Consider the following 23,579-nt stretch of genomic DNA (forward strand, 5'->3'; position numbering starts at 1 on the left):
TCATGGCTGTATCTGATGGTCGCTCCGCAGGCTCCGCTCCCTCGCCCCTCGACGAATACCCCATCCATCAGACCCACCTGTCCATGTCCCGAGTCGCCAGCAGCGACCGGAACTTCTACGACAGAAGCTATTTCAACGGTCACGACCGCGACGGCGGCACCTTCTTCGTCACCGGCGGCGGGGTGTATCCGAACCTCGGGGTGATCGACGCGTACGCCTGCGTCCGCCGTGGCGACATCCAGCGCACGGTCCGCTTCTCCGACGCGCTCGGTGATCGCGGCGTCGACCTGCGCGTCGGCGGCTACCGCATCGAGGTGCAGGAACCGCTGCAGCGGATCCGGGTGATCTGCGAGCACGACGACCTCGGCTTCGACCTCACCTGGCACGGATCCTTCCCCACCGTCGAGGAACAACCGCATCTGATCCTCAACGGCAACCGCCCGATCATCCAGGCCACCCGGTTCGCACAGGTCGGCTCGTGGGCGGGAACGCTGCACGTCGACGGCACGGATCTCACCGTCGACCCGGCCGTCTGGATGGGCACCCGGGACCGCTCCTGGGGCATCCGCCCGGTCGGCGAACCCGAGCCGCCCGGCCGGGCCGCCGCCGAACCTTCCGGCGGATTCTGGTGGATGTACGTGCCGCTGCGCTTCGACGATTTCGCCATCGTGCTGATCCTGCAGGAGGAACCGGACGGCAAGCGCACCCTCAACGACGCCGTCCGCATCTTCCCGGACGGTCGCACCGAACAGCTGGGGTGGCCGCGCTACCACATCGAATACCGTTCCGGCACCAGGCATCCCATCGGCGCACGGCTGGAGATGACCACCCCGGACGGTAAGCCGCTCGACGTCGAAGTCCGCACCGTCACCAATATCCCGCTGCACATCGGCTGCGGATACGGTGGGGATCCGGACTGGTTGCACGGTCGATGGATGGGTCGTGACTGGTCCTCGAGCAGCAGTTACGACCTCACCGATCCGGCCATCGCGGGGCGCATCCCGTTCGGGGTCATCGATCATGTCGCGCACGCGCGCTGCGGGGATTCCGAGGGGTGGGGCCTGTTCGAACACGGAAGTCTCGGGCGACACGATCCGACCGGGTTCGCCGACTGGGGTTCGGTCGCGCCGTAGGCTTTTCGGTGGGCACGTACTCGTGCGTGCCCACCGAATTCAGCTCGTCGGCCGTGCCAACTCGGGACGCTTGCGGTAGTCGGTCAGCCCGATCACATTTCCCCACGGATCGGAAACCTCTACGCTCCAACCGGTTCCGACCTCGAACGGCGCACTGACCACCGGTACGCCGAGCCCTTCGAGTTCGGCCGCGGCCGCCAACGCATCCGGTACCTCCAGCCACAGCCGCATCCCGGACAATCCGGCTTCACCCGCACGCGGATCCACCCGAGCCATGACCCCGGCCACCTCACCGCCGACATCGAATACCGCAATCCCCTGCTCCGGCAGCGTGAACTTCACCGCCAACCCCAGCACGCCACCGTAGAACGACACCGCGGCATCCAGGTCACCGACCGGAACCAGCACATTGTCGATGCCTCGGATATCCATCACCCCACTAAACCACGTTGGTCTATGGGATCGATGCCGAATCGATGGCCTTCCCGCGACTGAGAACTGTCATGCCGACGGGCGCGGCGCATGCCTGGCACGATACGGCTCTACCGGCGAAACATCTTGCTGAACAAGGTGATTCGGCGGAAGCTTGGTCTGGTTGCGTAAGCGACCGATCGTCCATACCCGTGCCAACGGGTCGGCACCGCCCGAGGGGTCATCATGACAAGTCTTCCCGCATTCCCCGCCGCCGACGAAAGCCCGCTCGACACCTGCATCCGGCTACAGCAGACCGCGCCCGTGGTCGAAGTGGAATTCCCGGGCGGCGTGCCCGCCTATTTGGCCTTGACGCACAACGCCGTTGCGGAAGTCCTCGCAGGCGACAACAAGACCTTCGCCAGGGACCCGAAGCATTGGCCCGCGCTATACGACGGATCCATCCCGGAGGACTGGCCGCTACGGGCCATCGTCCAAGGCGACCACTTGTCGACGAAGGATGGCGAGGATCACCGTCGGCTGCGTGGTCTGGTCGGGAAGGGATTTACACCTCGACGGGTGCAGGCGATGGAACCGCGCATCCAAGAGCTCATCGACGGTCTGTTGGACGAGGTGATCGCCGCAGGTGACGGCGTGGATCTGGTACCAGCCTTCACCGACGCACTGCCGATGGCGGTCATCGCCGAATTGTTCGGTGTGCCCGATGCGGACCGGCCACGGCTGCGGAATTGGACCTCCACTCTGTTGGCGCACACCACCCCGCCGGAGGTGGCGTTCGCGACCCAGAACGAACTCGGGGCTTTCCTGCACGAATTGGTGCAGCGCAAGCAGCAGGAACCCGGCGACGACCTGACGTCGGATCTGGTGCAGGCCCGCGATGCGGGTGATCAGCTCACCACCGACGAATTGGTCGGCGTGCTCTGGCTGATGCTGATCGCCGGCCACGAGACCACAGTGCATCTGCTCGGCCATGCCGTCGTCGCACTGCATCGGAACCCCGACCAGCTCGCAGTGGCCAAGGCCGAAGACCGTTGGGCGGATGTTGTCGAGGAGACATTGAGATACCGCCACTCGGTGATGATGACCAGCTACCGGTTCACGCTGACCGATGTGACCATCGCCGGGGTGACCATTCCCAAGGGGAATGCGGTCGGTGTGGTCTATCAGGCGACCGGGGTCGATCCGGAGAAGTACGGCGCGACCGCGAACCAGTTCGATCTCACCCGCGAACAGACCGGACATCTCGGGTTCGGACACGGACCGCGCTACTGCATCGGCGCACCGCTCGCCCGATTGGAGAGCCGGCTCGCCCTCGCCTCGCTCTACCGGCGGCTGCCCGACCTGCGGCTCAGCATCGATCCGGACGACATCCCGTACTCGCCGTCGTTCTTCACCGTCGGCCCGTTGTCCCTGCCGATCGAATTGGGAAAGGTGTCCTGACTCTCGTTATGTCAGTGCCGATTTCGGGGTGCGCGCGGCCGCGATCACTATTCCGTCGACGGTCTGCTTGGGAATAACGAGCGGACCGTCGGCGGCCAGTAGCGCGGCCGCCTCGGCGACGCTGGCGGTGCCGACTGCGTCACCGGTGCGTGCCGAGGGATTCGGTACCTCGACCTGGGCGAGCTCGGCCGCGGTGAAGCTGCGGACCGAGACGCCCAAACCTGCGGCGGCAGCACGAAGTTCCCCGGCGCGTCGATCGATGGTCGCGAGGCAGGCAATAGGCTTGTCGTCCAGCACTTCTCGCAGCGCATCGAGAATCCGTTCGCTCGACGTGCCCGGCCGAAAACCGAGTCCGACGCACATCGGTTCGGCGGTTGGGGACGCCGAGTTGTCAGACGGCGGCACGGATGCGGGCGTAGTCGACGGCCGCCGCGACGAAACGGCTTGTGGCTCTAGGGTTTCCGGCGGGGTGGGTGTGGAGGTAGGAGGCGTGGACACGGTGGATGAGAGCGCCCTCGCGGATGCGGTCGCCTGCGGTGTGCCAGCCCCAGGCGGGGGTATCGGTGCCGGTGGCGACCAGGCGGGTGCGGTGGAATTCGTGGCCGCGCACCCGTTCTCCCGCGCGCCATAGGGCGGAATCGGCCAGCGCCACGGCATCTCGATAGCCGAGGGTCAGGCGGGGGCCGAATTCGGCCGCCGCATCGACCACACCTGCCATCGGATGGCCATCGAGCGAGCGGCCGAGATAGAGCAATCCGGCACATTCGGCATGCACTGGAAGGCCCGCCTCGGCCTGCGCCGCGACCTGCGCCAACAGCCGATCATTGGCAGCCAACGCCGCCGCATGCTCCTCCGGAAACCCGCCGGGCAACACCAAACCTGCTGTCCCCGTGGGAAGTTCATCCCGCATCGGATCGAAGACCACAACCCGCGCTCCTGCGGCCTGCAACAACTCCCGGTGCTCCGCATACCCGAACGTGAATGCCGGCCCGCCAGCCATCGCAATCACGGGATCGAGCCCGGCCCTTGTGAACGTCGGCGTCGCACGATTCGCGCGTTCCGCGGCTGCACGCGCTCCCTCGGCGGGAGCCGCGATGGCAGTGTTGTTGCGACCCTCGGCATTCGAATGACTCGCGGTACCCGCAAACGCGCTGGTCACGTCTGCGGCGATCGCTTCGTCGACGCTCGGCGCGGCCGCGGTGTTCGAGTCTTCGGATTCGCGGACCGCGGTTATCGGATCCCAGGCTGGGGCGGTGATGGTCGAGCGGGCGAGGCGGGCGATGGTAGGGAGGTCGACGTGGGCGGCGACGAGGTCGGTCATTGCTTCGACGGCGGCGGTGGCAGCGTGGCCGTGTTCGACGGCGGGGATGAGGCCGAGGTGGCGGGAGGGAACCTCGAGTTCGGCCATGCGCGGTAGTGATCCGAGGACCGGGAGGCCGACTCGGTCGCAGGCGGCGCGCAGTACCTGGTCGTGGCGCTCGCTGCCGACGCGGTTCAGGATGACGCCGCCCAAGCTGATGGCGGTATCGAAGGTGGCGAAGCCGTGCAGGAGAGCGGCGAGGCTCTGACTGTGGCCGCGGGCATCGACGACCAAAATCACTGGGGCGCCGAGTAATCCGGCGACCTGCGCGGTGGAACCCTCGGCGATCGGTGCGGCGTGGTTCTCGTCGATGCGGCCGTCGAACAGGCCCATTACGCCCTCGACCACCGCCAAATCGCACCCGTGGGCACCGTGGCGGTACAGCGGAACAACACGTTCCGCACCGACCAGCACCGGATCGAGATTGCGACCGGGCCGCCCGGCCGCCAGGCCGTGATACCCCGGATCGATATAGTCCGGCCCCACCTTGAATGGCGCCACCCGATGCCCGGCCCGGCGCAGCGCCCCGATCAGACCGGTCGCCAATGTCGTCTTCCCACTGCCCGAAGCGGGCGCGGCGATCACGACCGCCGGAACCTGCCCTGTGGTCACGGTCGCTGCGCGCTTTCTCGAACTTCGCCCTCCTTGGGTGTACCCACGGGCACGGATCTCGACACGGAGTGCCAACTATGCGATGCCCGGTACCAGCCCGCACTCCAAGGAGTCGACCGATCACATTGCACTCCGGCACCCGAATGCGGAGAACCGCCCCGCGGCAGCTTCCGGTAGGTCGAGTGATCACCATGCACTAGTGCAGGCAAACGTCGAGCGCGGCCCTCCACAAATGCATTCTCGAGCGGTGAGGTCACCATTCGATGCCTCGTTGGCCTTTGCGGCCTGCGTCCATGGGGTGTTTGAGCTTGGTCATTTCGGTGACGAGGTCGGCGGCATCCAAAAGGGCTGGGGGGGCATCACGGCCGGTGATGACCACATGCTGGTTACCCGGGCGGTTGCGCAGAGTTTCGACTACCTCGTCGAGATCGACCCAGCCCCATTTGAGCGGGTAGGTGAATTCGTCGAGGACGTAGAAGCGGTGCTGCTCAGCCTGAAGCCTGCGCGCGATCTCGCGCCACCCGGCCAGCGCGGCGGCGGCGTGGTCCTCATCGGTGCCCTGCTTGCGAGTCCACGACCACCCCTCACCCATCTTGTGCCATTCGACCGGCCCACCGACACCGGTCTCCTCGTGCACGCTGCCGAGAGTGCGAAAAGCCGCCTCCTCCCCCACCTTCCACTTGGCACTCTTGACGAACTGGAATACCGCGATATCGAACCCCTGATTCCAGGCCCGCAACGCCATCCCGAACGCGGCCGTCGACTTCCCCTTCCCCGGCCCCGTATGCACCACGAGCACCGGCAAATTCCGCCGCTGCCGCGTCGTTAGCCCATCATCCGGAACGGCCTCCGGCACACCCTTAGGCATCGAAACTCCTTGATAGCCCATTGATCAGAACAGCCACATCGGCCTGTTGCGCCACGATCAGGCGGCTCGTGTCACGCCGGGGCGGCCGGATCCGGCGCGGACGATGTCGGCGACCGAGTCGCCGGTCAGTTCGCCGAGTTGGAGGTAGCCTGCGCGGAGGGTGCGGGCCAGGTCGGCGGCGAGGCCGAGGCGGACCATGCCGCGTTCGCAGTCCACGACGATCGAGGTGATCGCCTCGGCGGCAAGCAGATTCGCGGCGGCGCGGGCGCGGGGCACCGGATCGATGCCACCGGTGGCGCGGCCGTCGGTGAGCAGGACCAGCATCGGGCGGCGGCGCGGATCGCGGACGCGTTCGCGGTGCACGACCTCGCGTGCCTTCAAAAGCCCTGCGGCAAGCGGAGTTTTGCCGCCGGTGCGAATGCCGGACAGGCGGCGCACCGCGATATCAACCGAGGAGGTCGGCGGCAGGACGAGTTCGGCTTCCAGGCCACGCACGGTGATCACGGCGACCTTGTCCCGCCGCTGGTAGGCGTCGCGCAGCAGCGCGACGACCGCGCCGGTAACCGCCGAGAGACGGTCGCGCGCCGCCATGGATCCGGAGGCATCGACCACGAATACCACCAGATTGCCTTCGCGCCCTTCGCGATACGCACCGCGCAGATCATCGGCGACCAGCTTCAACGGTCCGTCGGCTCGGCCGCGGGAGTGCTGGTGCGGTGCCGCGGCGAATACCGTGCCGAGCAGATGCAGACCGCCGGAGGTATCGGTACTGGACCGCACCGTGCGCCCCTGCCTGGTCTGTGCGCGCGAACGGCGACCTGCCGCGCCCTCGCCGACGCCGGGCACCTCCCATCGTGGCGGTGTCACAACGGATGTCGCGGGCGCGCCGATACGACCCTCGCGCGCGGACGGTGACTGCCCGCCGCCCGGCGAATCCGGACCGCCATCCGGGCCGGGAGCGCCCGGACCGCCGTTGCCGGGCCCGCCATCCGGATCATCGTCCGGGCCTTGACCATCCGGGCCACCGTTACTGGAACCACGGTCGTCCGCATTGTTCAACGCGCTATCCGAACCTACGTCATCGACATCGCTGAGGCGCCCGTCCGGACCACCACGCGAACCCCCATCGTTCGACCGGCCGTCGTCGAGATCATCCCCCGCAAGATCCTCAGTCCCGCCCTGCTCCAATTCCGCACGCTCGCCGGACTTTTCCGCCTCTTCCCCTGCCGCACGCATCGCCTCGTCCAGCTGCTCTTCGCTGATCCCGGGCTCATCGAACGGATCCCGCCGCCGTCGATGCGGCAATGCCAACTCGGCCGCAACCCGCACATCCGCCTCGGCCACCGCGGCCGCCCCACGCCAGGCCGCATGCGCGGTAGCGGTCCTGGCAACCACGAGGTCCGCCCGCATCCCGTCCACATCGAACGACGCACACAGCGCGGCGATCCGCCGCAGCTCCACATCATCGAGCACGACGGATGCGACCCGCTCGCGGGCGGTGAGAATCCGCTCGGCCACCTCTCGGTCGGCCGCGGCATAGCGCGCGGCGAATCCGGCCGGATCCGCCTCGTAGTCCAGCCGACGCCGCACCACCGACATCCGCATGTCGACATTCCGCGAGGCCGCGACATCGACGGTGAGCCCGAACCGGTCCAGCAGCTGCGGCCGCAGCTCACCTTCCTCCGGATTCATGGTGCCGACCAGCACGAACCGTGCCGGATGCGAATGCGAGACCCCATCGCGCTCGATATGCACCCGGCCCATCGCTGCGGCATCGAGCAGCACGTCCACCAGGTGGTCGTGCAGCAGATTCACCTCATCGACGTAGAGCACGCCGTGATGGGCGGCGGCCAACAGGCCGGGCCGGAACGCCTGCTCGCCATCGCGCAGCACTCGCTCCAGATCCAGAGAACCGACCACCCGGTCTTCTGTGGCCCCCACCGGCAACTCGACCAGCCGAGCGGGCCGCGCACCCGTCTCATCGACAATGGGCGGCAGCAGTTGCGCAAGCGCCCGCACCACAGTCGATTTCGCGGTCCCCTTCTCCCCGCGCACCAAGACGCCGCCGATCCCGGGATGCACCGCACACAGGATCAACGCCAGCTGCAACCGCTGCTGCCCCACCACCGCCGAGAACGGAAAGCCCGCATCACCATCAGGACCGGGATGCGCACCGGTCAGCGAAGGGGCATGCGGCGCGGTTTCGGTACGGGGCAATGACACGCCCCAACTCTATTCGCGCCACAATGCCCGCCCGGCAGCACCCTCCGCGTGGGATCTACCCCTTGCGCATGGGCAGATGCATGATGCCGTCTTCTTCGAACTCGTCGCCGTCGGGCTTGAAGCCGAACTTGGCGTACAAGTCGACCAGATAAGTCTGGGCGCTCAGCCGCACGGTCGCCGAACCCGCCTCGGCGAGCGCGGCCTGCACCAGCCGGGTGGTGTACCCGTGCCCGCGCGCCGGAACCGAGGTGCACACCCGGCCGATGCGGAACGATTTCACGCCGTTCTCGTGCTCCTCGGTCAACCGCAGCGTCGAAATGATCTCGCCCTCGTCATCGAGCCAGAAATGGCGTGTCTCCGGCAGCAGGTCGAATCCGTCCAGCTCCGGGTACGCGCATTTCTGCTCGACGACAAAGACTTCGACGCGAAGCTTCAACAGCTGATACAGGGTGGCGGTGTCGAGATCGAGCGCCCAGGACCGTTTGAGTGCAACCGTTGACATCATCGCGTCTTGCTATCACAACTACGCGATCGGCGCGACCGCTGTATCCAATTTGCGATGTTCGCGGGGCCCTCCGTGGTTACGCAAGCTGCCGCCTCCGAGCCCGTCGCTCACACCGCGGTGTGCTTTGGCGTGTTGTCCGACACACCGTTCAGGTTCAGGGTTTTGGTCGACCAATCCCAGACTTCCTGGAACAGCGCCTGGTTCTCCGAGAGCTTCACGCCCAGCGAGGGCACCATTTCCTTCAGCTTCGGCGACCAGTCGTCGTATTCGCGCGGGAAGCACCGCTGCAGCACGTCGATCATGGCGCTCACGCCGGTCGACGCGCCGGGTGACGCACCGAGCAGACCCGCAATCGTGCCGTCTTCGGCGGCGATGACCGCCGTGCCGAACTCGAGCACACCGCCCGCACCCTTGCGCCGGATGACCTGCACGCGCTGCCCCGCCGTGATCAGTTCCCAGTCGTGACCGTCCGCGCGCGGAATGAACTCCTCCAGCGTGGCCACCTTGCCCGCCTCTGACTTGAGCAGCTCGCTGATCAGGTATTTGGTCAGGCCGAGTTCGGTGACGCCGACGCCGAGCAGCGAGAAGATGTTGTTCGGCTGGACCGACTTGAACAGATCGGTGTTCTTGCCGTCTTTGAGGAACTTCGGCGTCCACCCGGCGTACGGGCCGAACAGCAGGCCGGGACGGCCCTTGATGATGCGAGTGTCCAAGTGCGGCACCGACATCGGCGGAGCGCCGACGGCGGCCTTGCCGTAGACCTTGGCCTTGTGCTTGTAGATCAGGTCCGGGTTGGTGCAGCGGATGAACTGACCGCTGATCGGGAAGCCGCCGAAACCCTTGGCCTCCTTGATACCCGACTTCTGCAGCAGCGGCAGCGCACCACCACCGGCGCCGACGAAGACGAATTTGCTGATCAGCGTCCGGGTTCGGCGAGTACGCAGGTTGCGCACCTTGACCAGCCAGGAACCGTCGGACTGTTTGGCGAGGTCGCGCACCTCGTGACCGAAAGCCAGATCGACACCGGAGCGGCCGAGGTAGGCCAGCAGTTCGCTGGTGAGCGAACCGAAGTCGATATCGGTGCCCTCATCGGTCCAGTTGAGCGCGATCGGATCGGAAAAATCGCGGCCCTTGGCCATCAACGGCAGACGCTTGGCGAATTCGTCGGGGCTGTCGATGTATTCCATCGTCGAGAACAGCGGATGCCGCGACAGCGCCTCGTACCGCTTGCGTAGGTAGTCCACATTGTCCGCGCCGTGCACGAAGCTGACGTGCGGGATGGGGTTGATGAAGGCGGAAGGATCGCCGAGGATCCCGTTCTCCACACCGTAGGACCAGAACTGGCGCGAGACCTGGAAGCGCTCATTGATGTCGATGGCCTTGCTGATATCGACCGAGCCGTCCGGATTCTGCGGGCTGTAGTTCAGTTCGCACAGTGCGGAGTGCCCGGTGCCCGCGTTGTTCCACGGATCGCTGCTCTCGGCGGCGGCCGCGTCCAGCCGCTCGAATAGGGAGATCGACCATTCCGGCTGCAACTGCCGAAGCAGTGCGCCGAGAGTGGCACTCATGATGCCGGCACCGATGAGTACTACATCGGTCTTTTCAGTCATGGCAGCGTTCGGCACGGGTAGATCGACTTCCTTGTCCTTCTGCGCACGCCCACCCCCACGGTGGGCCTGCTGGGCACGGGCGCTATGTGGTTGTTGCGAGTCCTGCGTGACTCGGCGAGGTGTAGGTTACCCGCCGTTCACCTAGCCCAATTGTGCACCTCACCTGTTCGAAGTCCGGCAACGAACCTACTCGATGTGACATAGATTCCTTCCTGGGCTCGACCTTCGAAACCGCCCTGACGTCGCCTAGATTGATCCTTGTGACGAATGAAGCCTCGCTCAGCGTGTCCGATATCACCGCCCCGGCAGCCGAGCGATGGCAGCCCGATGTCCTCGGTGCGGGCTACGAGCAGCGCACTCTGCCGCTCGGTCCGGACCCCGATGGTGAGGGCGAGGCCGTCGCGACCCTCGTTCGCTACACCCCCGACACCGAGGCCGCGGCCACCGAACCCGCGGTGCTCTACGTGCACGGTTTCACCGACTACTTCTTCCAACAGCATCTCGCCGAACACTTCACCGGGCGCGGGCACCGGTTCTACGCGCTGGATCTGCGCAAGTGCGGTCGCTCGCTGCGCGACGGCCAGACGCCGCACTATGTGACCGATCTGGCGCTCTACGACGCCGAGCTGAACGAGTCGCTGCGCATAGTCCAGGAAGAGGCGGGCGATAACGTGCTGCTGGTCGCGCATTCGACCGGCGGACTCATCGTGCCGCTCTGGCTGGACCGGCTCAACAAGGCGAAGGGCACCGCCAAGTCCGGCATCGTCGGCCTGGTGCTCAACAGCCCCTGGTTCGATCTGCAGGGCCCCTCGTACTACCGGACCATCGGCACCCCGGTGATCAAGATGCTCGGCCGGTTCCGGTCGATGGTCGAACTACCCGGCGGCAAGATCAGCTCCTACGGCGACAGCCTGCACCACAGTGTGGCGGGCGAGTGGGATTACAACCTGGATTGGAAGCCGCTGGCGGGCTTCCCGGTCCGGCTCGGCTGGCTGCGTGCGATCCGCAACGGGCACGCCAGGTTGCAGGCGGGGCTGTCGGTCGGCGTGCCCGCGTTGATTCTGCGTTCGCGCATCACGAAATTCGCGCGCACGTACGGTCCGGCCGTCGATGTGGCGGATGCGGTGCTCGATGTGCGCCAGATTCAGCGCTGGTCGGGCTGCCTGGGCGATCGGACCAATATCGTCCCGATCGACGGCGCCCGCCACGATGTCTTCCTGTCCTCGGCCGAACCGCTGGCCAAGGCCTTCGCCGAACTCGACAGCTGGTTGGACTGGCTGGCGGTCTTCCGCAGGAAGACCGCCGGATCACCAGAGGCTGGTGCGTAGCACGATCTCGGTGGCCAATTCGTGGTCCGCCTCGGTCGCCACATTGTCGACGTCGATCTCCACGACCCGGAATTCGCCGTAGACGTAGCGTCCGGAGGCATCCGCGACCGAACGCGGCAGATTCTTGGTGACCAGCACGGTGGCGGCGACCTCCACCGGCCGACACGTGGGGTCCGCGACGGTGCCGTCGGCAGCCGGAATCGCGGGATGGCCGCGATCGGCGACGACAAGGCTGATGAACCGGCCGAAACCGCCCGCGCAGACCTGCCAGCCCAGCTGCGCACCCGCACCGCGTCCGGCGACATTCACCCAGGGGATGCCGAGTTCGTCGAGGATGGCGTGCACGCCCGCCGGATCCAGGTCCGCTATCGATTCCACCGCAATGGTGCGCAGGTCCGAGGTGTGCAGCCGCGCGCACACCTGGTCGTAGACGTCGACCGGATCACCGGCATCGGGCAACAGCAGCACGCTGTGCCGAGACTCCGGGCCGTCGACCCGTACGGTCCATGCCCGGTCACCGACCGTGATCCGCCGAGATTTCATGCCGGAGTACGGTACACGCCCGACTTGAACGGAACCGCGTGTCAGTTACCCGCGAGTCAGGAACACAAACATTTCGGTGGCTGTACGGGCTGGTCAGAGTGGTGTGCTGCCGACTCCGAAACCGGAGACAAGGGTGGGGAGATCGGCAGGTGCGCCGTCGGTGAGCAGGCGTTCGATATGGGTGATGTCGAGGTGCTGTTCGATCAGGTCGGCGAGCAGGTCGAGTTGGGACGAGCGAATCGTGGCAACCGAGGTATTTTCGGCGACGACGAAACCGTGCCGCCCCGCGTGGGCGGCGACCTCGTGAAGCCACGAGCGACGGAAATCGTCCGATTCCAGCAGGCCGTGCAGGTGGGTGCCCCAGATCGCGTCGCGCGCAGTGCCCTCTGCGGTCGGCGAGCTGTCCAGCTCCAGCCAGGCCGGATCACCGCTGCGCTCGACGCGACCGTGGTGAATCTCGTAGCCGTGCACGGGAATTCCGTTACCCCGCCCGGTGCTGCGCCGCAGCACCTTCGGGTCGGCGAATTCGATCTCCAGATCGAGCAGACCCAAACCCGAGACCGTCCCCGCATCCGATTCGACCCGGTCGACGATGCGACTTCCGAGCATCTGATATCCGCCGCAAATGCCGAGGATCGGCCGACCCGCTGCGGCTCTGGCCTGTAGCACATCGGCAATTCCGGTGCGCCGCAACCACTCCAGATCCGATACGGTCGCCTTACTGCCCGGCAGCACCACCAGATCGGCATCGGCCAGCCGGGACGGGTCGCTGACCCAGCGCACCGCCACACCGGGCTCACAGGCCAGCGCTTCGACATCGGTGGAATTGGAGATGCGCGGCAGACGGATCGCGGCGACCGTGAGCCATTCGGCGCCGACCGGCGGGCTGGGGCGGCCGACCGGTGCGTCGGCGACCGTGCCGAGCGAGTCCTCAGCGTCGATCCACAGCTCGTCCGCGTAGGGAATGACACCGAGTGTGCGACGTCCGGTCAGCTCGGTGAGCCGGTCGAGTCCGGGACGCAGCAACTCGACATCGCCGCGGAACTTGTTGATGATGAAGCCGGAGATCAGTTGCTGGTCTTCGGGCTCGAGGACAGCCACGGTGCCGAACAGGTGCGCGAGCACGCCGCCGCGGTCGATATCGCCGACCACGAGCACCGGTAGTCGCGCCGCTTGGGCGAGCCCCATATTCGCCAGATCGGTGGCGCGCAGGTTGATTTCGGCGGGCGAACCGGCGCCCTCGCAGATCACCACATCGAATTCGGCGCGCAGCGAATCCAGTTCGGCGGCAACGACTTCGCGCAGATCCTGGCGATGCTGGAAATAGTCACGCGCACCCACGGTGCCGATTGCCTTGCCGCGCACCACGAGTTGGGAGCGTCGGTCACTGCCGGGTTTGAGCAGGACCGGATTGAACCGGACACTCGGCTCGAGCCCGCACGCCGCGGCCTGCAGGGCCTGGGCGCGACCGATCTCGCCGCCGTCCAGGGTGACGACCGAGTTGTTGGACATGTTCTGCGCCTTGAACGGCGCGACTCGAACGCCGCGCCGGGCGAGCATGCGGCAAAGTCCGGCCACCACAACGCTTTTCCCGGCATCGGAGGTTGTTCCGGCGATCAGCAGCGCGCCTTTCGATGCGCTGGTCACTGCGCGAGCCTGCGCGGTCCACACCTCACGGCAAGGTGAGAATCTCGGCGCCCGTGTCGGTTACGACCCAACAGCGCGAGCTTCGAACTGCACGGTCCACACCTCACGGCAAGGTCAGAAGCTCGGCGCCCGTGTCGGTTACGACCCAACAGCGCGAGCTTCGAACTGCACGGCCCACACCTCACGGCAAGGTGAGAATCTCGGCGCCTGTGTCGGTTACGACCAGCGTGTGTTCGAACTGCGCCGTCCACTTGCGGTCCTTGGTGACCACGGTCCAGCCGTCGTCCCAGATCTCGTAGTCGATGCCGCCGAGGTTGATCATCGGCTCGATGGTGAAGGTCATGCCTGGCTCGATGACCGATTCGATGGCGGGCTGGTCGTAGTGCAGGATGACCAGGCCGCTGTGGAAGGTGGGACCGACGCCGTGCCCGGTGAAATCGCGCACCACGCCATAGCCGAAGCGGTTGGCGTAGGACTCGATGACGCGCCCGATCACATTGAGCGCCCGGCCCGGCCGAACCGCCTTGATCGCCCGCATGGTCGCCTCGTGCGTGCGCTCGACCAGCAGTCGCACCTCCTCGTCGACATCACCGGCCAGGAAGGTCTTATTGGTGTCGCCGTGCACGCCGTCGATGTAGGCGGTCACGTCGATATTGACGATGTCGCCGTCCTCGATCACCGTCGAATCCGGAATGCCGTGGCAGATCACCTCGTTCAGCGAGGTGCAGCACGACTTCGGAAAACCCTTGTAGCCCAGGGTCGATGGATACGCGCCGTGATCGCACATGTATTCGTGCGCGATCCGGTCCAGTTCATCGGTGGTGACACCGGGCGCGACCGCCTTGCCCGCCTCCTCGAGCGCCTGCGCCGCGATCTTGCCCGCGATCCGCATCTTCTCGATGGTCTCGGCCGTCTGCACCCAGGGTTCGCGGCCCTCGTTCACGGTCTTCTTCCACGCATACTCCGGACGCTCGATCGAGCGCGGAACCTCACGGGTGGGCGAGAGCGTGCCGGGAACAAGCGGCTGGCGGGTACGCACTGACATGGAACAAGACTATCCGCACCGGTCATCGCGCACTGTCCGTGCCCGCGCCGCGAACACGGGGTCAACCGAAGGAATAGCTGCGGACCACGGTCCGTTTAGGCTAGTGGTTGACGTAGAAACTTCACACGAACAGGACTCGAGCTGTGGAACTGGGACTCACGACTTTCGCGGAGCTGTACCCGGTCGGCGACCGACCGGCGCCCACCGCGGCCGAACGGCTGCGCGAGGTGGTGGACGAGGCGGTCGCCACCGAGCGCGCCGGACTCGACGTCTATGGCGTCGGCGAACATCACCGCAAGGATTTCGCGGCTTCCGCGCCCGCGGTCGTACTGGCCGCGATCTCGGCACGAACCGAGCGCATTCGGCTGACCAGCGCGGTGAGCGTGCTGAGCTCGGATGATCCGGTACGGGTGTACCAGGACTTCGCCACGCTGGACGGACTCTCGAACGGCCGCGCCGAGCTGATGGCCGGACGCGGTTCGTTCACCGAGAGCTTTCCCTTGTTCGGTTACGACCTGAGCGACTACGACGAGCTCTTCGAGGAGAAGCTGGCGCTGCTGCTGCACATTCGTGCGGACGAGCCGGTGACCTGGAACGGCAAATTCCGTGCCCCGCTGCGCGATGCGGTGATCTACCCGCGCACCGACAACCGGCCGCTGCCGGTCTGGATCGCGGTAGGCGGCAGCCCGGAATCCGTGGTCCGCGCCGGACTGCTCGGCTTACCGCTGGCGATCGCGATCATCGGCGGCCAGCCCGCACGGTTCAAGCCGCTGGTGGATCTGTACCACCGGGCACTCGAAGAGGGCGGCCACGAGAAGCAGCCGGTGGCGGTACACGCGCACGGCTATATCGCCGATACCGACGAACAGGCCGTCGCCGACTTCTACGCGCCGTACGCCGGGGCGATGAGCACCATTGGGCGCGAACGCGGTTGGGGCCCGATGACCCGTGCACAGTTCGATGCCATGCGCTCCCAAAGCGGTTCCCTCTTCGTCGGCACCCCGGACTACGTCGCGGAAAAGATCACCGACATCCGCGACACCCTCGGCCTGGACCGCTTCATGCTGCACACCAGCGTCGGCACCCTGCCGCACGAAAAGGTGCTGCACAATATCGAATTGCTCGGCGCCAAGGTCGCACCGCAGGTGCGCTGAGCTAGCAGCAACGCCGCCTCGCCAAGAGTGATACCACAGCGGTATCACCGCACGGTGGCCATGACTCTGCGACTAAATGATGACGACGACAAGATGCTCACTGAACGAGCGAAGCTGGAAGGTCGATCGAAGCAGGAGATCGCCCAGGAAGCGATCCACCTGCATTTGACGAGGCACCAAGAGGTGTTCACCGCACTCGTACGGGAGTCGATGAATAAGCATGCCGAGCTCATGAAACGGCTCGGATGATCTATCTGGACGTTTCCGAACTTCTATTGATCGCCGAAACCGTGAATGGCAGCAAGCACTGCGTGCGGGATTGGGGATTGCTGCAATCGTCGGCAGAGCGTCCGAAAACAACTGTGTTCGGCATGGACGCATATCCGACATTGCTCGATAAGCTGGCCGCTCTACTGCACGCGATCGCACGCAATCGTGCGTTGGTCGACGGCAACAAACGGACCGCGTGGATCGCGGTGGACATCATGTTGTCGCTGAATACCGGCCACGGATTACAGGTAGACGTGGATGCGCAAGAGCAGTTCATGAACGATGTCGCCCAGGGCCTGTTGGAGGTGCCAGACATCGCGCTTCGCTTGAAAGAATGGATGTGAAGCCGCTCCGATCATGCGGCTACCTATCGAGTTGCGCTTCGAAGGCGATGCGGTCGCCCCGGTAGAGCGCGCGGACGCGTTCGACGGGCGAACCCTGTTGGTCCACGCTGCGCCGGTGCAGGAGTAGCAGCGGCAGGGCCGTGGTGCACTCGAGCAGGGCGGCCTCGCGCGGGGAGGCCAGGACGGTTTCGATGCGTTCGATGGCCTTGCCGAGGACCACGCCCGAGGCGCGCACCGCGGCGTAGAGCGATGTCGTCGGATCGTAGGTATCCCGTAGGTGACCGAACCGGTCGAGGGGCATGAAGGTGCTCTCCAGCCCGATGCGTTCGCCGTCGGCGAGGAGTACGCGTTCCAGGTGCATGACCGGGGTACCCAGGGTGAGCCCGAGGTCACGGGCGGTATCGGCATCGGCGGGGACGTCGTCCCAGCCGACCAGCAGTCGGCCCGGCACGCGGCCGTGGCTGATGGCCCCCTCGGTGTAGGAACGCAGTGACAGCGGCTGCACCATCTTCGGCCGGGACACCACCGTCCCCCGGCCCTGGCGGCGGATCCGGCCCTCCACCAATAGATCTCGCAACGCCTGCCGGACGGTTTCGCGGGCGACCTCGAATCGAACGGCGAGGTCGCGCTCCGAGGGGACCGGGTCGCCCTCCTCCAGATCGGTCAGCAGTTGCTCGAGTTCGGTGCGCACCAGGTACGACTTCGGCAGCCGCGGCGCCGAATCGATACGCCCGCCGCGCATTTCATCGGCCTCGGCTCCCGTCGCGCCTGATGTGTTCATACCGACAGCCTACCCCGGATTGGTCTATACCAATTGTTAACCCAGCGTTCGCGCGCGCAACACTCCTTGGTCTAGACCATTGCGCATTATGTATTCATGCGATTGGTCATCATCGGCGGCGGAATCCTCGGCACGGCGCACGCCCTGGCCGCCATCGGCCGTGGTCACGAGGTCGTGCAGCTGGAGCGGGAGCCCGAGGCGCGCGGCGCCACGGTGCGTAATTTCGGCCTGGTGTGGGTTTCCGGGCGCTCGGCCACCGAACTGGACTTCACGCTGCGTTCCCGGCAACTGTGGGAGGAAATCGGCGGCAAGGTGCCCGGTGTCGGATTCCGGCCCGCCGGATCGATCACGCTGGTGCGCACCCACACCGAACTCGCGGTCGCCGAGGCCGCCGCGGCGAGCCCGCATGCCGACGCCCGCGGCTTCGAACTGCTCGAAACCGAACAGGTACGCGCGCTCAATCCGGCCCTGCGCGGCAAATTCCTTGCCGGACTGCACTGTTCGACCGATGCAGCGGTGGAATCCCGGCAGGCACTGCCCGCGCTGCGCGCCCATATGACCGCATCGGACCGCTACACCTTCCATGCGAGCACCGAGGCGCGCGGGGTCACCGATACCGGTTCCGGCGCAACAGTTCTCGACGATCATGGCCGCATCTTCGAAGCAGATCTGGTGTTGGTCTGTCCGGGCGCCGCGCACACCGGCCTGACCCGCGAACTCGTCGGCACCATCCCGGTGCGCCGAGTCCGGCTGCAGATGATGCAGACCGCGCCGCTCGGCGAACCGCTGACCACCGCGATCGCCGACGGCGACAGCTTCCGCTACTACCCCGGCTTCGCCGGTCCGGAGTCGGACGTGCTGAACGCGGAGCAATCGCAGACCGCGATCGCCGCCGAGCACAGGATGCAGCTGCTGTGCGTACAGCGCTTGAACGGCGGCCTCACCATCGGCGACACCCACGAATACGAGGAGCCCTTCGCCTTCGATGTGGACGAGGCGCCGTACGAACACCTCACCGCCGTCACCGAGGAACTGCTGGGACGCAAACTCCCACAGGTGGTGCGGCGCTGGGCGGGCGTCTACAGCCAGAGCATCGATCCGGCCACGATCGTGACCCGCACGAAGGCCGATGCGCACATCTGGGTCATCACCGGTCCGGGCGGGCGCGGCATGACCCTCGGCCCCGCGATCGGCGCGGAAACCGCCGACCTGCTGAATCTCTGAGGAGCACCGTGTCGGATAAGAACATCACCCTGGCCGTCCTGGATATGGCGGGCACCACGGTCGCCGACGGCGGACTGGTACTGCGCGCCTTCGATACCGCTGCGACCAGTGCCGGTATCGAAACCGCAGGGCCGCAACGTGATAGGGCCCGCCAGTATGTGCTCGACACCATGGGCCAGTCGAAGATCGCGGTCTTCCGCGCCCTGCTCGCCGACGAGGAGCGCGCGCAGGCCGCCAACCTCGCCTTCGAGACCGCCTACGACGCACTGATCGACGAGGTCGATATCACACCGATTCCCGGTGCGGCCGAGGCGATTTCCGCGCTGCGTGCGGCAGGAGTCAAGGTCGCGCTCACCACGGGCTTCAGCCGCAGTACCCAGGATCGGCTGCTGAATGCGTTGGGCTGGAACGAGATCGCCGATCTGACGCTGGCCCCCTCGGATGCCGGACGCGGCCGCCCGTACCCGGACATGGTCCTGACCGCGCTGCTGCGGCTCGGCGTCGATGCCGTGGATCAGGTTGCGGTACTCGGTGATACCACCAGCGATATCGCCAGCGGTCTGGCCGCCGGTGCGCGAATCGTCGCAGGGACGCTGACCGGCGCACATGACGCAGCACAGTTGCGTGCGGCTGGAGCCACCCATGTGGTGGCCTCGGTCACCGAATTCGCGGACTTGATCCTCGACCGAACCTGATCGCCCCGAATCCCCCGTCCCTTCGATTCCACACCCGATACGAACCGAAAGTTGCAGTCATCGTGCGTACTTCGAACACGCAGGGCCGTCTGGCACGCACCATTTCCCGGACCGCGCTGGCCGTCACCACCGTCACCGCCGTCGCGCTCACCGCGGCCTGTGGGGGCACCGGCGCCGACAGCGGCGGCAGCAAGACCATCACCGTGTACTCCGCCGACGGCGTCGGCAGCTGGTACACGACCCAATTCGACGAATTCAAGAAAAAGACGGGCATCTCGGTGAACCTGGTCGAGGCCGGTTCGGGTGAGGTGGTCAACCGGGTGGACAAGGAGCAGTCCAATCCGCAGGCCGATGTGTTGGTGACGCTGCCGCCGTTCATACAGAAGGCCAAGAGCTCCGGGTTGTTGCAGGACAGCGGAATCGACACCAGCTTCGTCGCGGCCGGCGATAAGGATGCCGACGGCGCGTACGTCACGCTGGCGGGCAACTACCTGTCCTTCATTGCCAATCCGTCGGTCGACACCACCAATCTCACCTGGGACGACCTGCTGAAGCCGGAGTTCAAGGGCAAGCTGCAGTATTCGACACCGGGTCAGGCCGGTGACGGCACCGCGGTGCTGATCCTGCTGCAGAATCTGCTCGGCAAGCAGGGCGCACTGGATTACCTGGCCAAGTTGCAGGCCAATAACGTCGGACCGTCCTCGTCCACCGGCAAGCTGCAGGCAAAGGTCGACAAGGGTGAGCTGGTTGTCGCCAATGGCGATGTCCAGATGAACCTCACCACCGTCAAGGACAAGGGCTCGAAGTTCAATATCTTCTTCCCGGCCGCCGCCGATGGTAAGCGCTCCACCGTGGCCGTGCCCTACGTAATGGGCCTGGCCAAGGGCGCTCCGCACCAGAGCGAGGCGAAGCAGCTCATGGAGTTCCTGCTTTCGGCCGACGCGCAGAAGTCGCTGCCCGACACCTTCGCGGTGCCCGCCCGCAAGGAACTGCGTGATGCCCCGGCGACCGGTTCCGGTCCGTCGGCCAGCACCGTGCTCAAAGGGGTCGAAGTCGTGAATGTCGATTGGACCAAAGCGCTTTCGGACCTGGACGCCGATGTGGCGGCTTACAACAAGGCCACCGGGCAGTAAATCCACTAAACCGAGGAGCCGCAATCATGTCTGTCGGTGACGCGCATCCCAGGTCGGTCTTCGCAGCCGAAATAACCACCACCGCAATCGAACCCGCGATTGTGTTCGACCGGGTGGGGGTCAGCTATGGCCGCGGCCGCAAGTCCACGGTCGCACTGACCGATTTCAATCTGCGCGTTACCGCCGGCGAGACAGTGGCGCTTCTCGGACCGAGCGGCTCGGGCAAGTCGACCGCGCTCGGGGCACTGGCCGGATTCGTCCGGCCGACCACGGGTGCGGTGCGGCTGGCCGGGCGCGATGTCACCGACCTGTCGCCCGCCAAGCGCGGGATCGGTGTGGTCGTGCAGTCGTATGCGCTGTTTCCGCATATGCGGGCGCACGACAATGTGGCTTTCGGATTGAAGGCGCATCGGGTGCCGCGCAAGGAGATCGACGGGCGCGTGGCCGAGGCGCTGGCGATGGTCGGCATGGCGGCCTATGCGAAGCGGCTGCCGCGCGAACTGTCCGGTGGTCAGCAGCAGCGGGTCGCGATCGCCCGTGCACTGGCCATCCGGCCGAAGGTGCTGCTGCTCGACGAACCGCTGGCGGCGCTGGATGCCCAGTTGCGGCAGTCGATGCTCGGTGAGTTGCAGGAGTTGCGAAGGGCATTGCCGGATACGGCAATGCTGTATGTCACCCATGATCAGGCCGAGGCGCTGGCCTTGGCGGATCGGATCGCGGTGATGCGCGATGCCCGGCTGGTCGATATCGACACCGCCGAGAATCTGTGGCGGCGACCGCCGAGCGACTTCACGGCGGCATTCCTCGGCGGCGCAAACCTATTGCCCTGCACCGTGAATCGGGTATCCGGCACCGCAGCGCTGGTTACCGTCGGGACTTCTACGCTGCGGGCCGAGGCACCGGATATCCCCGGCGGTTGGGGCGTGGACGCACCCGGATTGCTTTGTGTGCGTCCGCATACCGTGCAGATCGGTGCCACCTCCGACCGGAATGCGATGCGCGGCACCGTCGTATCGACTGTGTGGCGTGGAGCTTCGACGCGATTGCGGCTGACGGTCGACGGATTGGGTGACGAGATCACCGCCGATGTGCCCGGCCATCTCGATATCGAGGTCGGTGCGATCGTCGGCGTGCGGTTCCCGGACCCGGCGGGAGTTCTGATACCGCCGACTATCGGCGCCGAAACCATCGGCGCGGCAGTGACTTCGGCCGCCCCCCAGCCGGACGTGCCGAAATGAGGGGCGGCACGATTCCCGGCTCGCAGGGGTGGCGCCGTGTTCCCGTTTCCGGGGACACCTCCGTTGTCCCGGCGGCGACCGGAGCCCGACCGCCGAGCGGGCACTGCTCGTCGCCGAGACGATGGCGGGACTCACTTCGACCCGGCACAACCGAGTCGGGAGTCCGACGATGAGCAATCCCGCACTGGTCTTCGCCGGGATTCGCCACAACCGATTCGGAAGTCCGGCAATGAAAGAACGAATCACGTGCCGGCGCGCCCCGGGCAGACGCAGCGAGGCCCGGACATGAGCACTTCTGCCCTGTTCGAACCACAGATCACCGACGATGCGTCGCCCGCGGCCACCGCGCTTCGGCGCAATTGGCGTCCGGTGTTGTGGACGCTGCCGCCGCTGCTCGTGGTCCTGTTCATCGCGGTGTACCCGATCGTGCGGGTGCTCGCCGAATCCACCGAGACCGAGCACGGTCGAGGTACGGCGGTCTGGTCGCAGGTACTCGGCTCGGAATCGTTCCGTAATGCGTTGTGGCGCACCATTTCCATTGCAGTCTGCTCGACCGCGGGGTGTCTGGTGCTCGGCACGTTTCTCGCAATTGTGCTGGCATTCGTGCCGTTTCCCGGTTCGGCGCTGGTCGGCAGATCGATCGATACGGTGCTCACACTGCCGTCGTTCCTGATCACCTTGGCCTTCACATTTCTTTACGGCACCGCCGGTGCCGTCAACGCACTGATCGCGCGGATCACCGGGGAAAAGACGCCGGTGCTGGACTTCCTGAGCACCCCGCTCGGCGTGATCCTCGCCGAGATCACCTTCTTCACCCCTTTCGTCGTGCGTCCGCTCTTGGCCGGATTCGCTCAACTGCCGCGCGAACAACTCAATGTGGCCGCCAGTCTCGGCGCTTCGCCGTGGCGGGTGCTGCGTCAGGTGGTCATGCCGGAGGCATGGCCGGCGCTGGCGGCGGGCGGCAGTCTCGTACTGCTGTTGACGCTCAACGAATTCGGCATCGTGCTGTTCACCGGCGCGAAGGGTGTGACAACCCTGCCCGCGCTGATCTACACCCGCGGCATCGTGACCTTCGACCTGCCGGGCGCGGCCGTGCTGGCCTCGGTGCAGGTGCTGCTGTCGCTGAGCCTGTATATCGGGTATCGGCTGAGTTTCGCCGGCTTTACTGGCCGCACCCGACAGGAGAGCTGAGCATGCTGGTCTGGACGCGTCGTGGCCGGGCAATCGTCTTGGTGGTTTTCGCCCTCGTCGTGGTCGTAGTGTTCGTCGCCCCGATCGCCACTGTGGTAGCGGCCGCGCTGGCGGGCAGCTGGACCGGTCCGCTGCCCTCGAATCTCGGACTCGCCAACTTCCGGGCGGCGCTGTCCGGCCAAGAGGCCGCGAGTCTTTCGGTCAGTCTGCAGACCGCATTGCTCTCCGGTGGGGTCGCCCTGATTCTGGGTACCTGGGCCGCACTTGCCGCGCGCGAGGCCCCCGGCTGGTGGCGCAAACTCACCGACGCGGTCTTCCATCTGCCGGTGGCGGTGCCGTCGGTGGCCATAGGTCTCGGCGTGCTTATCGCCTTCAATGAGCGGCCGCTGCTGCTCGGTGGCACCAAATGGATTGTCATCGTGGCACATTCGGTGCTGGTGCTGGCCTACGCCTACAGCACTGTCTCGGCCGCACTCGATCGGCTCGATCCCGCCTACCGGCAAGCCGCGGAATCCCTCGGTGCGGGTCCGGTTCGGGTGCTGTTCCAGGTGACGCTGCCGCTGCTGCTGCCCGCGCTGGGCGCTGCCGCGGGTTTGGCGATCGCGCTGTCGATGGGCGAGCTCGGCGCGACCGTCATGGTTTATCCGGCTACCTGGAAAACATTGCCGGTCACCATTTTCGGGCTCACCGATCGCGGTGAGGTATTCGACGCGGCCGCGAGTACCTGCCTGCTGTTGGCGGTGACACTGATCGCCTTGGTCGTCCTCGGTCGGCTGCGTGGTCGCGCCGCGCTGCGCTGAGCA

At 66.2% G+C, this 23,579-nt stretch carries 23 protein-coding genes; 12 read left to right on the plus strand and 11 right to left on the minus strand.

The genetic code is table 11. The annotated features are described in order from the left end of the window. Nucleotides 1–2: 2 nt before the first annotated feature. Nucleotides 3–1,133, plus strand: coding sequence for a hypothetical protein (locus tag ACIBW7_RS13975; protein WP_397046624.1), 1,131 nt, complete (start codon nucleotides 3–5; stop codon nucleotides 1,131–1,133). A 39-nt stretch (nucleotides 1,134–1,172) separates the two neighbouring features. Here ACIBW7_RS13975 and ACIBW7_RS13980 read toward each other — a convergent pair whose 3' ends face one another. Next, nucleotides 1,173–1,565 (minus strand): VOC family protein, encoded by a 393-nt coding sequence (locus ACIBW7_RS13980; protein ID WP_397046625.1) that lies wholly within the window; start codon nucleotides 1,563–1,565, stop codon nucleotides 1,173–1,175. A gap of 225 nt (nucleotides 1,566–1,790) precedes the next feature. Between ACIBW7_RS13980 and ACIBW7_RS13985 the strand changes: the two genes are divergently transcribed. Beyond that, nucleotides 1,791–3,005, plus strand: coding sequence for a cytochrome P450 (locus ACIBW7_RS13985; RefSeq protein WP_397046626.1), 1,215 nt, complete (start codon nucleotides 1,791–1,793; stop codon nucleotides 3,003–3,005). Nucleotides 3,006–3,011: 6 nt separating this feature from the next. Here the strand turns inward: ACIBW7_RS13985 and ACIBW7_RS13990 are convergent, their stop codons facing one another. The 6 genes from ACIBW7_RS13990 to mqo form a co-directional block, all read right to left on the minus strand. Further along, nucleotides 3,012–3,410 (minus strand): cobalamin biosynthesis protein, encoded by a 399-nt coding sequence (locus ACIBW7_RS13990; RefSeq protein ID WP_397046627.1) that lies wholly within the window; start codon nucleotides 3,408–3,410, stop codon nucleotides 3,012–3,014. Next, nucleotides 3,397–4,977, minus strand: a complete 1,581-nt coding sequence (locus ACIBW7_RS13995) for a cobyrinate a,c-diamide synthase (protein WP_397046628.1) — start codon at nucleotides 4,975–4,977, stop codon at nucleotides 3,397–3,399. The genes ACIBW7_RS13990 and ACIBW7_RS13995 overlap by 14 nt, the downstream gene beginning before the upstream one ends. A gap of 253 nt (nucleotides 4,978–5,230) precedes the next feature. Then, nucleotides 5,231–5,845 carry a cob(I)yrinic acid a,c-diamide adenosyltransferase gene (gene cobO / locus ACIBW7_RS14000; RefSeq protein WP_397046629.1) on the minus strand — a complete coding sequence of 205 codons (615 nt, stop codon included), beginning with the start codon at nucleotides 5,843–5,845 and terminating at the stop codon, nucleotides 5,231–5,233. Between the two features lie 57 nt (nucleotides 5,846–5,902). Continuing rightward, entirely contained in the window at nucleotides 5,903–8,026 is a 2,124-nt protein-coding gene (locus ACIBW7_RS14005; RefSeq protein ID WP_397047066.1) for a VWA domain-containing protein, read from the minus strand. A gap of 97 nt (nucleotides 8,027–8,123) precedes the next feature. Further along, nucleotides 8,124–8,573: a GNAT family N-acetyltransferase gene (locus ACIBW7_RS14010; RefSeq protein WP_063045533.1), complete on the minus strand. Its 450-nt coding sequence runs from the start codon at nucleotides 8,571–8,573 to the stop codon at nucleotides 8,124–8,126. Between the two features lie 107 nt (nucleotides 8,574–8,680). Beyond that, entirely contained in the window at nucleotides 8,681–10,183 is a 1,503-nt protein-coding gene (mqo, locus tag ACIBW7_RS14015; protein ID WP_397046630.1) for a malate dehydrogenase (quinone), read from the minus strand. A gap of 260 nt (nucleotides 10,184–10,443) precedes the next feature. On the opposite strand from mqo, the gene ACIBW7_RS14020 reads away from it, so the two are divergent. Next, nucleotides 10,444–11,511: an alpha/beta hydrolase gene (locus tag ACIBW7_RS14020; protein WP_397046631.1), complete on the plus strand. Its 1,068-nt coding sequence runs from the start codon at nucleotides 10,444–10,446 to the stop codon at nucleotides 11,509–11,511. On the opposite strand, the gene ACIBW7_RS14025 is transcribed toward ACIBW7_RS14020, so the two are convergent. The 3 genes from ACIBW7_RS14025 to map all read right to left on the minus strand — a co-directional run bounded on the left by ACIBW7_RS14025 (nucleotide 11,491) and on the right by map (nucleotide 14,746). Then, nucleotides 11,491–12,054 (minus strand): alpha/beta hydrolase, encoded by a 564-nt coding sequence (locus ACIBW7_RS14025; protein ID WP_397046632.1) that lies wholly within the window; start codon nucleotides 12,052–12,054, stop codon nucleotides 11,491–11,493. The two genes, ACIBW7_RS14020 and ACIBW7_RS14025, sit on opposite strands and share 21 nt — an antisense overlap. Nucleotides 12,055–12,147: 93 nt before the next feature. Continuing rightward, on the minus strand, nucleotides 12,148–13,701 hold the full coding sequence (locus ACIBW7_RS14030; RefSeq protein ID WP_397046633.1) for a cobyric acid synthase: 1,554 nt from the start codon (nucleotides 13,699–13,701) through the stop codon (nucleotides 12,148–12,150). Nucleotides 13,702–13,882: 181 nt separating this feature from the next. Further along, nucleotides 13,883–14,746 (minus strand): type I methionyl aminopeptidase, encoded by an 864-nt coding sequence (gene map, locus ACIBW7_RS14035; protein WP_397046634.1) that lies wholly within the window; start codon nucleotides 14,744–14,746, stop codon nucleotides 13,883–13,885. 143 nt (nucleotides 14,747–14,889) lie between these two features. On the opposite strand from map, the gene ACIBW7_RS14040 reads away from it, so the two are divergent. From ACIBW7_RS14040 to ACIBW7_RS14050, 3 genes are read left to right on the plus strand one after another with little or no spacing between them, the layout of a single operon-like run. Further along, nucleotides 14,890–15,900, plus strand: a complete 1,011-nt coding sequence (locus ACIBW7_RS14040; RefSeq protein ID WP_397046635.1) for an LLM class flavin-dependent oxidoreductase — start codon at nucleotides 14,890–14,892, stop codon at nucleotides 15,898–15,900. Between the two features lie 60 nt (nucleotides 15,901–15,960). Further along, nucleotides 15,961–16,149 carry a CopG family transcriptional regulator gene (locus tag ACIBW7_RS14045; RefSeq protein ID WP_397046636.1) on the plus strand — a complete coding sequence of 63 codons (189 nt, stop codon included), beginning with the start codon at nucleotides 15,961–15,963 and terminating at the stop codon, nucleotides 16,147–16,149. Then, complete coding sequence (locus ACIBW7_RS14050) at nucleotides 16,146–16,514, plus strand: type II toxin-antitoxin system death-on-curing family toxin (protein WP_397046637.1); 369 nt, start codon at nucleotides 16,146–16,148, stop codon at nucleotides 16,512–16,514. The genes ACIBW7_RS14045 and ACIBW7_RS14050 overlap by 4 nt, the downstream gene beginning before the upstream one ends. 19 nt (nucleotides 16,515–16,533) lie before the next feature. On the opposite strand, the gene ACIBW7_RS14055 is transcribed toward ACIBW7_RS14050, so the two are convergent. Beyond that, nucleotides 16,534–17,256 (minus strand): GntR family transcriptional regulator, encoded by a 723-nt coding sequence (locus tag ACIBW7_RS14055; protein WP_397047067.1) that lies wholly within the window; start codon nucleotides 17,254–17,256, stop codon nucleotides 16,534–16,536. A 135-nt stretch (nucleotides 17,257–17,391) separates the two neighbouring features. Between ACIBW7_RS14055 and ACIBW7_RS14060 the strand changes: the two genes are divergently transcribed. From ACIBW7_RS14060 to ACIBW7_RS14085, 6 genes are all read left to right on the plus strand, one after another. Next, on the plus strand, nucleotides 17,392–18,519 hold the full coding sequence (locus ACIBW7_RS14060) for a TIGR03364 family FAD-dependent oxidoreductase (protein ID WP_397046638.1): 1,128 nt from the start codon (nucleotides 17,392–17,394) through the stop codon (nucleotides 18,517–18,519). Between the two features lie 8 nt (nucleotides 18,520–18,527). Then, on the plus strand, nucleotides 18,528–19,214 hold the full coding sequence (locus ACIBW7_RS14065) for a phosphonatase-like hydrolase (protein WP_397046639.1): 687 nt from the start codon (nucleotides 18,528–18,530) through the stop codon (nucleotides 19,212–19,214). Nucleotides 19,215–19,276: 62 nt separating this feature from the next. Next, complete coding sequence (locus tag ACIBW7_RS14070; RefSeq protein ID WP_397046640.1) at nucleotides 19,277–20,347, plus strand: 2-aminoethylphosphonate ABC transporter substrate-binding protein; 1,071 nt, start codon at nucleotides 19,277–19,279, stop codon at nucleotides 20,345–20,347. 26 nt (nucleotides 20,348–20,373) lie between these two features. After that, nucleotides 20,374–21,585 (plus strand): ABC transporter ATP-binding protein, encoded by a 1,212-nt coding sequence (locus ACIBW7_RS14075; protein WP_397046641.1) that lies wholly within the window; start codon nucleotides 20,374–20,376, stop codon nucleotides 21,583–21,585. Between the two features lie 285 nt (nucleotides 21,586–21,870). Beyond that, nucleotides 21,871–22,776: a 2-aminoethylphosphonate ABC transporter permease subunit gene (locus tag ACIBW7_RS14080; protein WP_397046642.1), complete on the plus strand. Its 906-nt coding sequence runs from the start codon at nucleotides 21,871–21,873 to the stop codon at nucleotides 22,774–22,776. Between the two features lie 2 nt (nucleotides 22,777–22,778). Then, nucleotides 22,779–23,576 (plus strand): ABC transporter permease, encoded by a 798-nt coding sequence (locus tag ACIBW7_RS14085; protein WP_397046643.1) that lies wholly within the window; start codon nucleotides 22,779–22,781, stop codon nucleotides 23,574–23,576. Nucleotides 23,577–23,579: the final 3 nt, after the last annotated feature.

This window comes from Nocardia sp. NPDC049526 (assembly GCF_044465765.1).
In the GTDB taxonomy this organism is placed as follows: Bacteria; Actinomycetota; Actinomycetes; order Mycobacteriales; family Mycobacteriaceae; genus Nocardia.

Coding starts and splice junctions, on each gene's coding strand:
- ACIBW7_RS13975 (WP_397046624.1), top strand. CDS start 3: ATGGCTGTATCTGATGGTCGCTCCGCAGGCTCCGCTCCCTCGCCCCTC.
- ACIBW7_RS13980 (WP_397046625.1), bottom strand. CDS start 1,565: ATGGATATCCGAGGCATCGACAATGTGCTGGTTCCGGTCGGTGACCTG.
- ACIBW7_RS13985 (WP_397046626.1), top strand. CDS start 1,791: ATGACAAGTCTTCCCGCATTCCCCGCCGCCGACGAAAGCCCGCTCGAC.
- cobO (WP_397046629.1), bottom strand. CDS start 5,845: ATGCCTAAGGGTGTGCCGGAGGCCGTTCCGGATGATGGGCTAACGACG.
- ACIBW7_RS14010 (WP_063045533.1), bottom strand. CDS start 8,573: ATGATGTCAACGGTTGCACTCAAACGGTCCTGGGCGCTCGATCTCGAC.
- mqo (WP_397046630.1), bottom strand. CDS start 10,183: ATGACTGAAAAGACCGATGTAGTACTCATCGGTGCCGGCATCATGAGT.
- ACIBW7_RS14025 (WP_397046632.1), bottom strand. CDS start 12,054: ATGAAATCTCGGCGGATCACGGTCGGTGACCGGGCATGGACCGTACGG.
- map (WP_397046634.1), bottom strand. CDS start 14,746: ATGTCAGTGCGTACCCGCCAGCCGCTTGTTCCCGGCACGCTCTCGCCC.
- ACIBW7_RS14045 (WP_397046636.1), top strand. CDS start 15,961: ATGACTCTGCGACTAAATGATGACGACGACAAGATGCTCACTGAACGA.
- ACIBW7_RS14050 (WP_397046637.1), top strand. CDS start 16,146: ATGATCTATCTGGACGTTTCCGAACTTCTATTGATCGCCGAAACCGTG.
- ACIBW7_RS14055 (WP_397047067.1), bottom strand. CDS start 17,256: ATGCGCGGCGGGCGTATCGATTCGGCGCCGCGGCTGCCGAAGTCGTAC.
- ACIBW7_RS14060 (WP_397046638.1), top strand. CDS start 17,392: ATGCGATTGGTCATCATCGGCGGCGGAATCCTCGGCACGGCGCACGCC.
- ACIBW7_RS14075 (WP_397046641.1), top strand. CDS start 20,374: ATGTCTGTCGGTGACGCGCATCCCAGGTCGGTCTTCGCAGCCGAAATA.
- ACIBW7_RS14080 (WP_397046642.1), top strand. CDS start 21,871: ATGAGCACTTCTGCCCTGTTCGAACCACAGATCACCGACGATGCGTCG.
- ACIBW7_RS14085 (WP_397046643.1), top strand. CDS start 22,779: ATGCTGGTCTGGACGCGTCGTGGCCGGGCAATCGTCTTGGTGGTTTTC.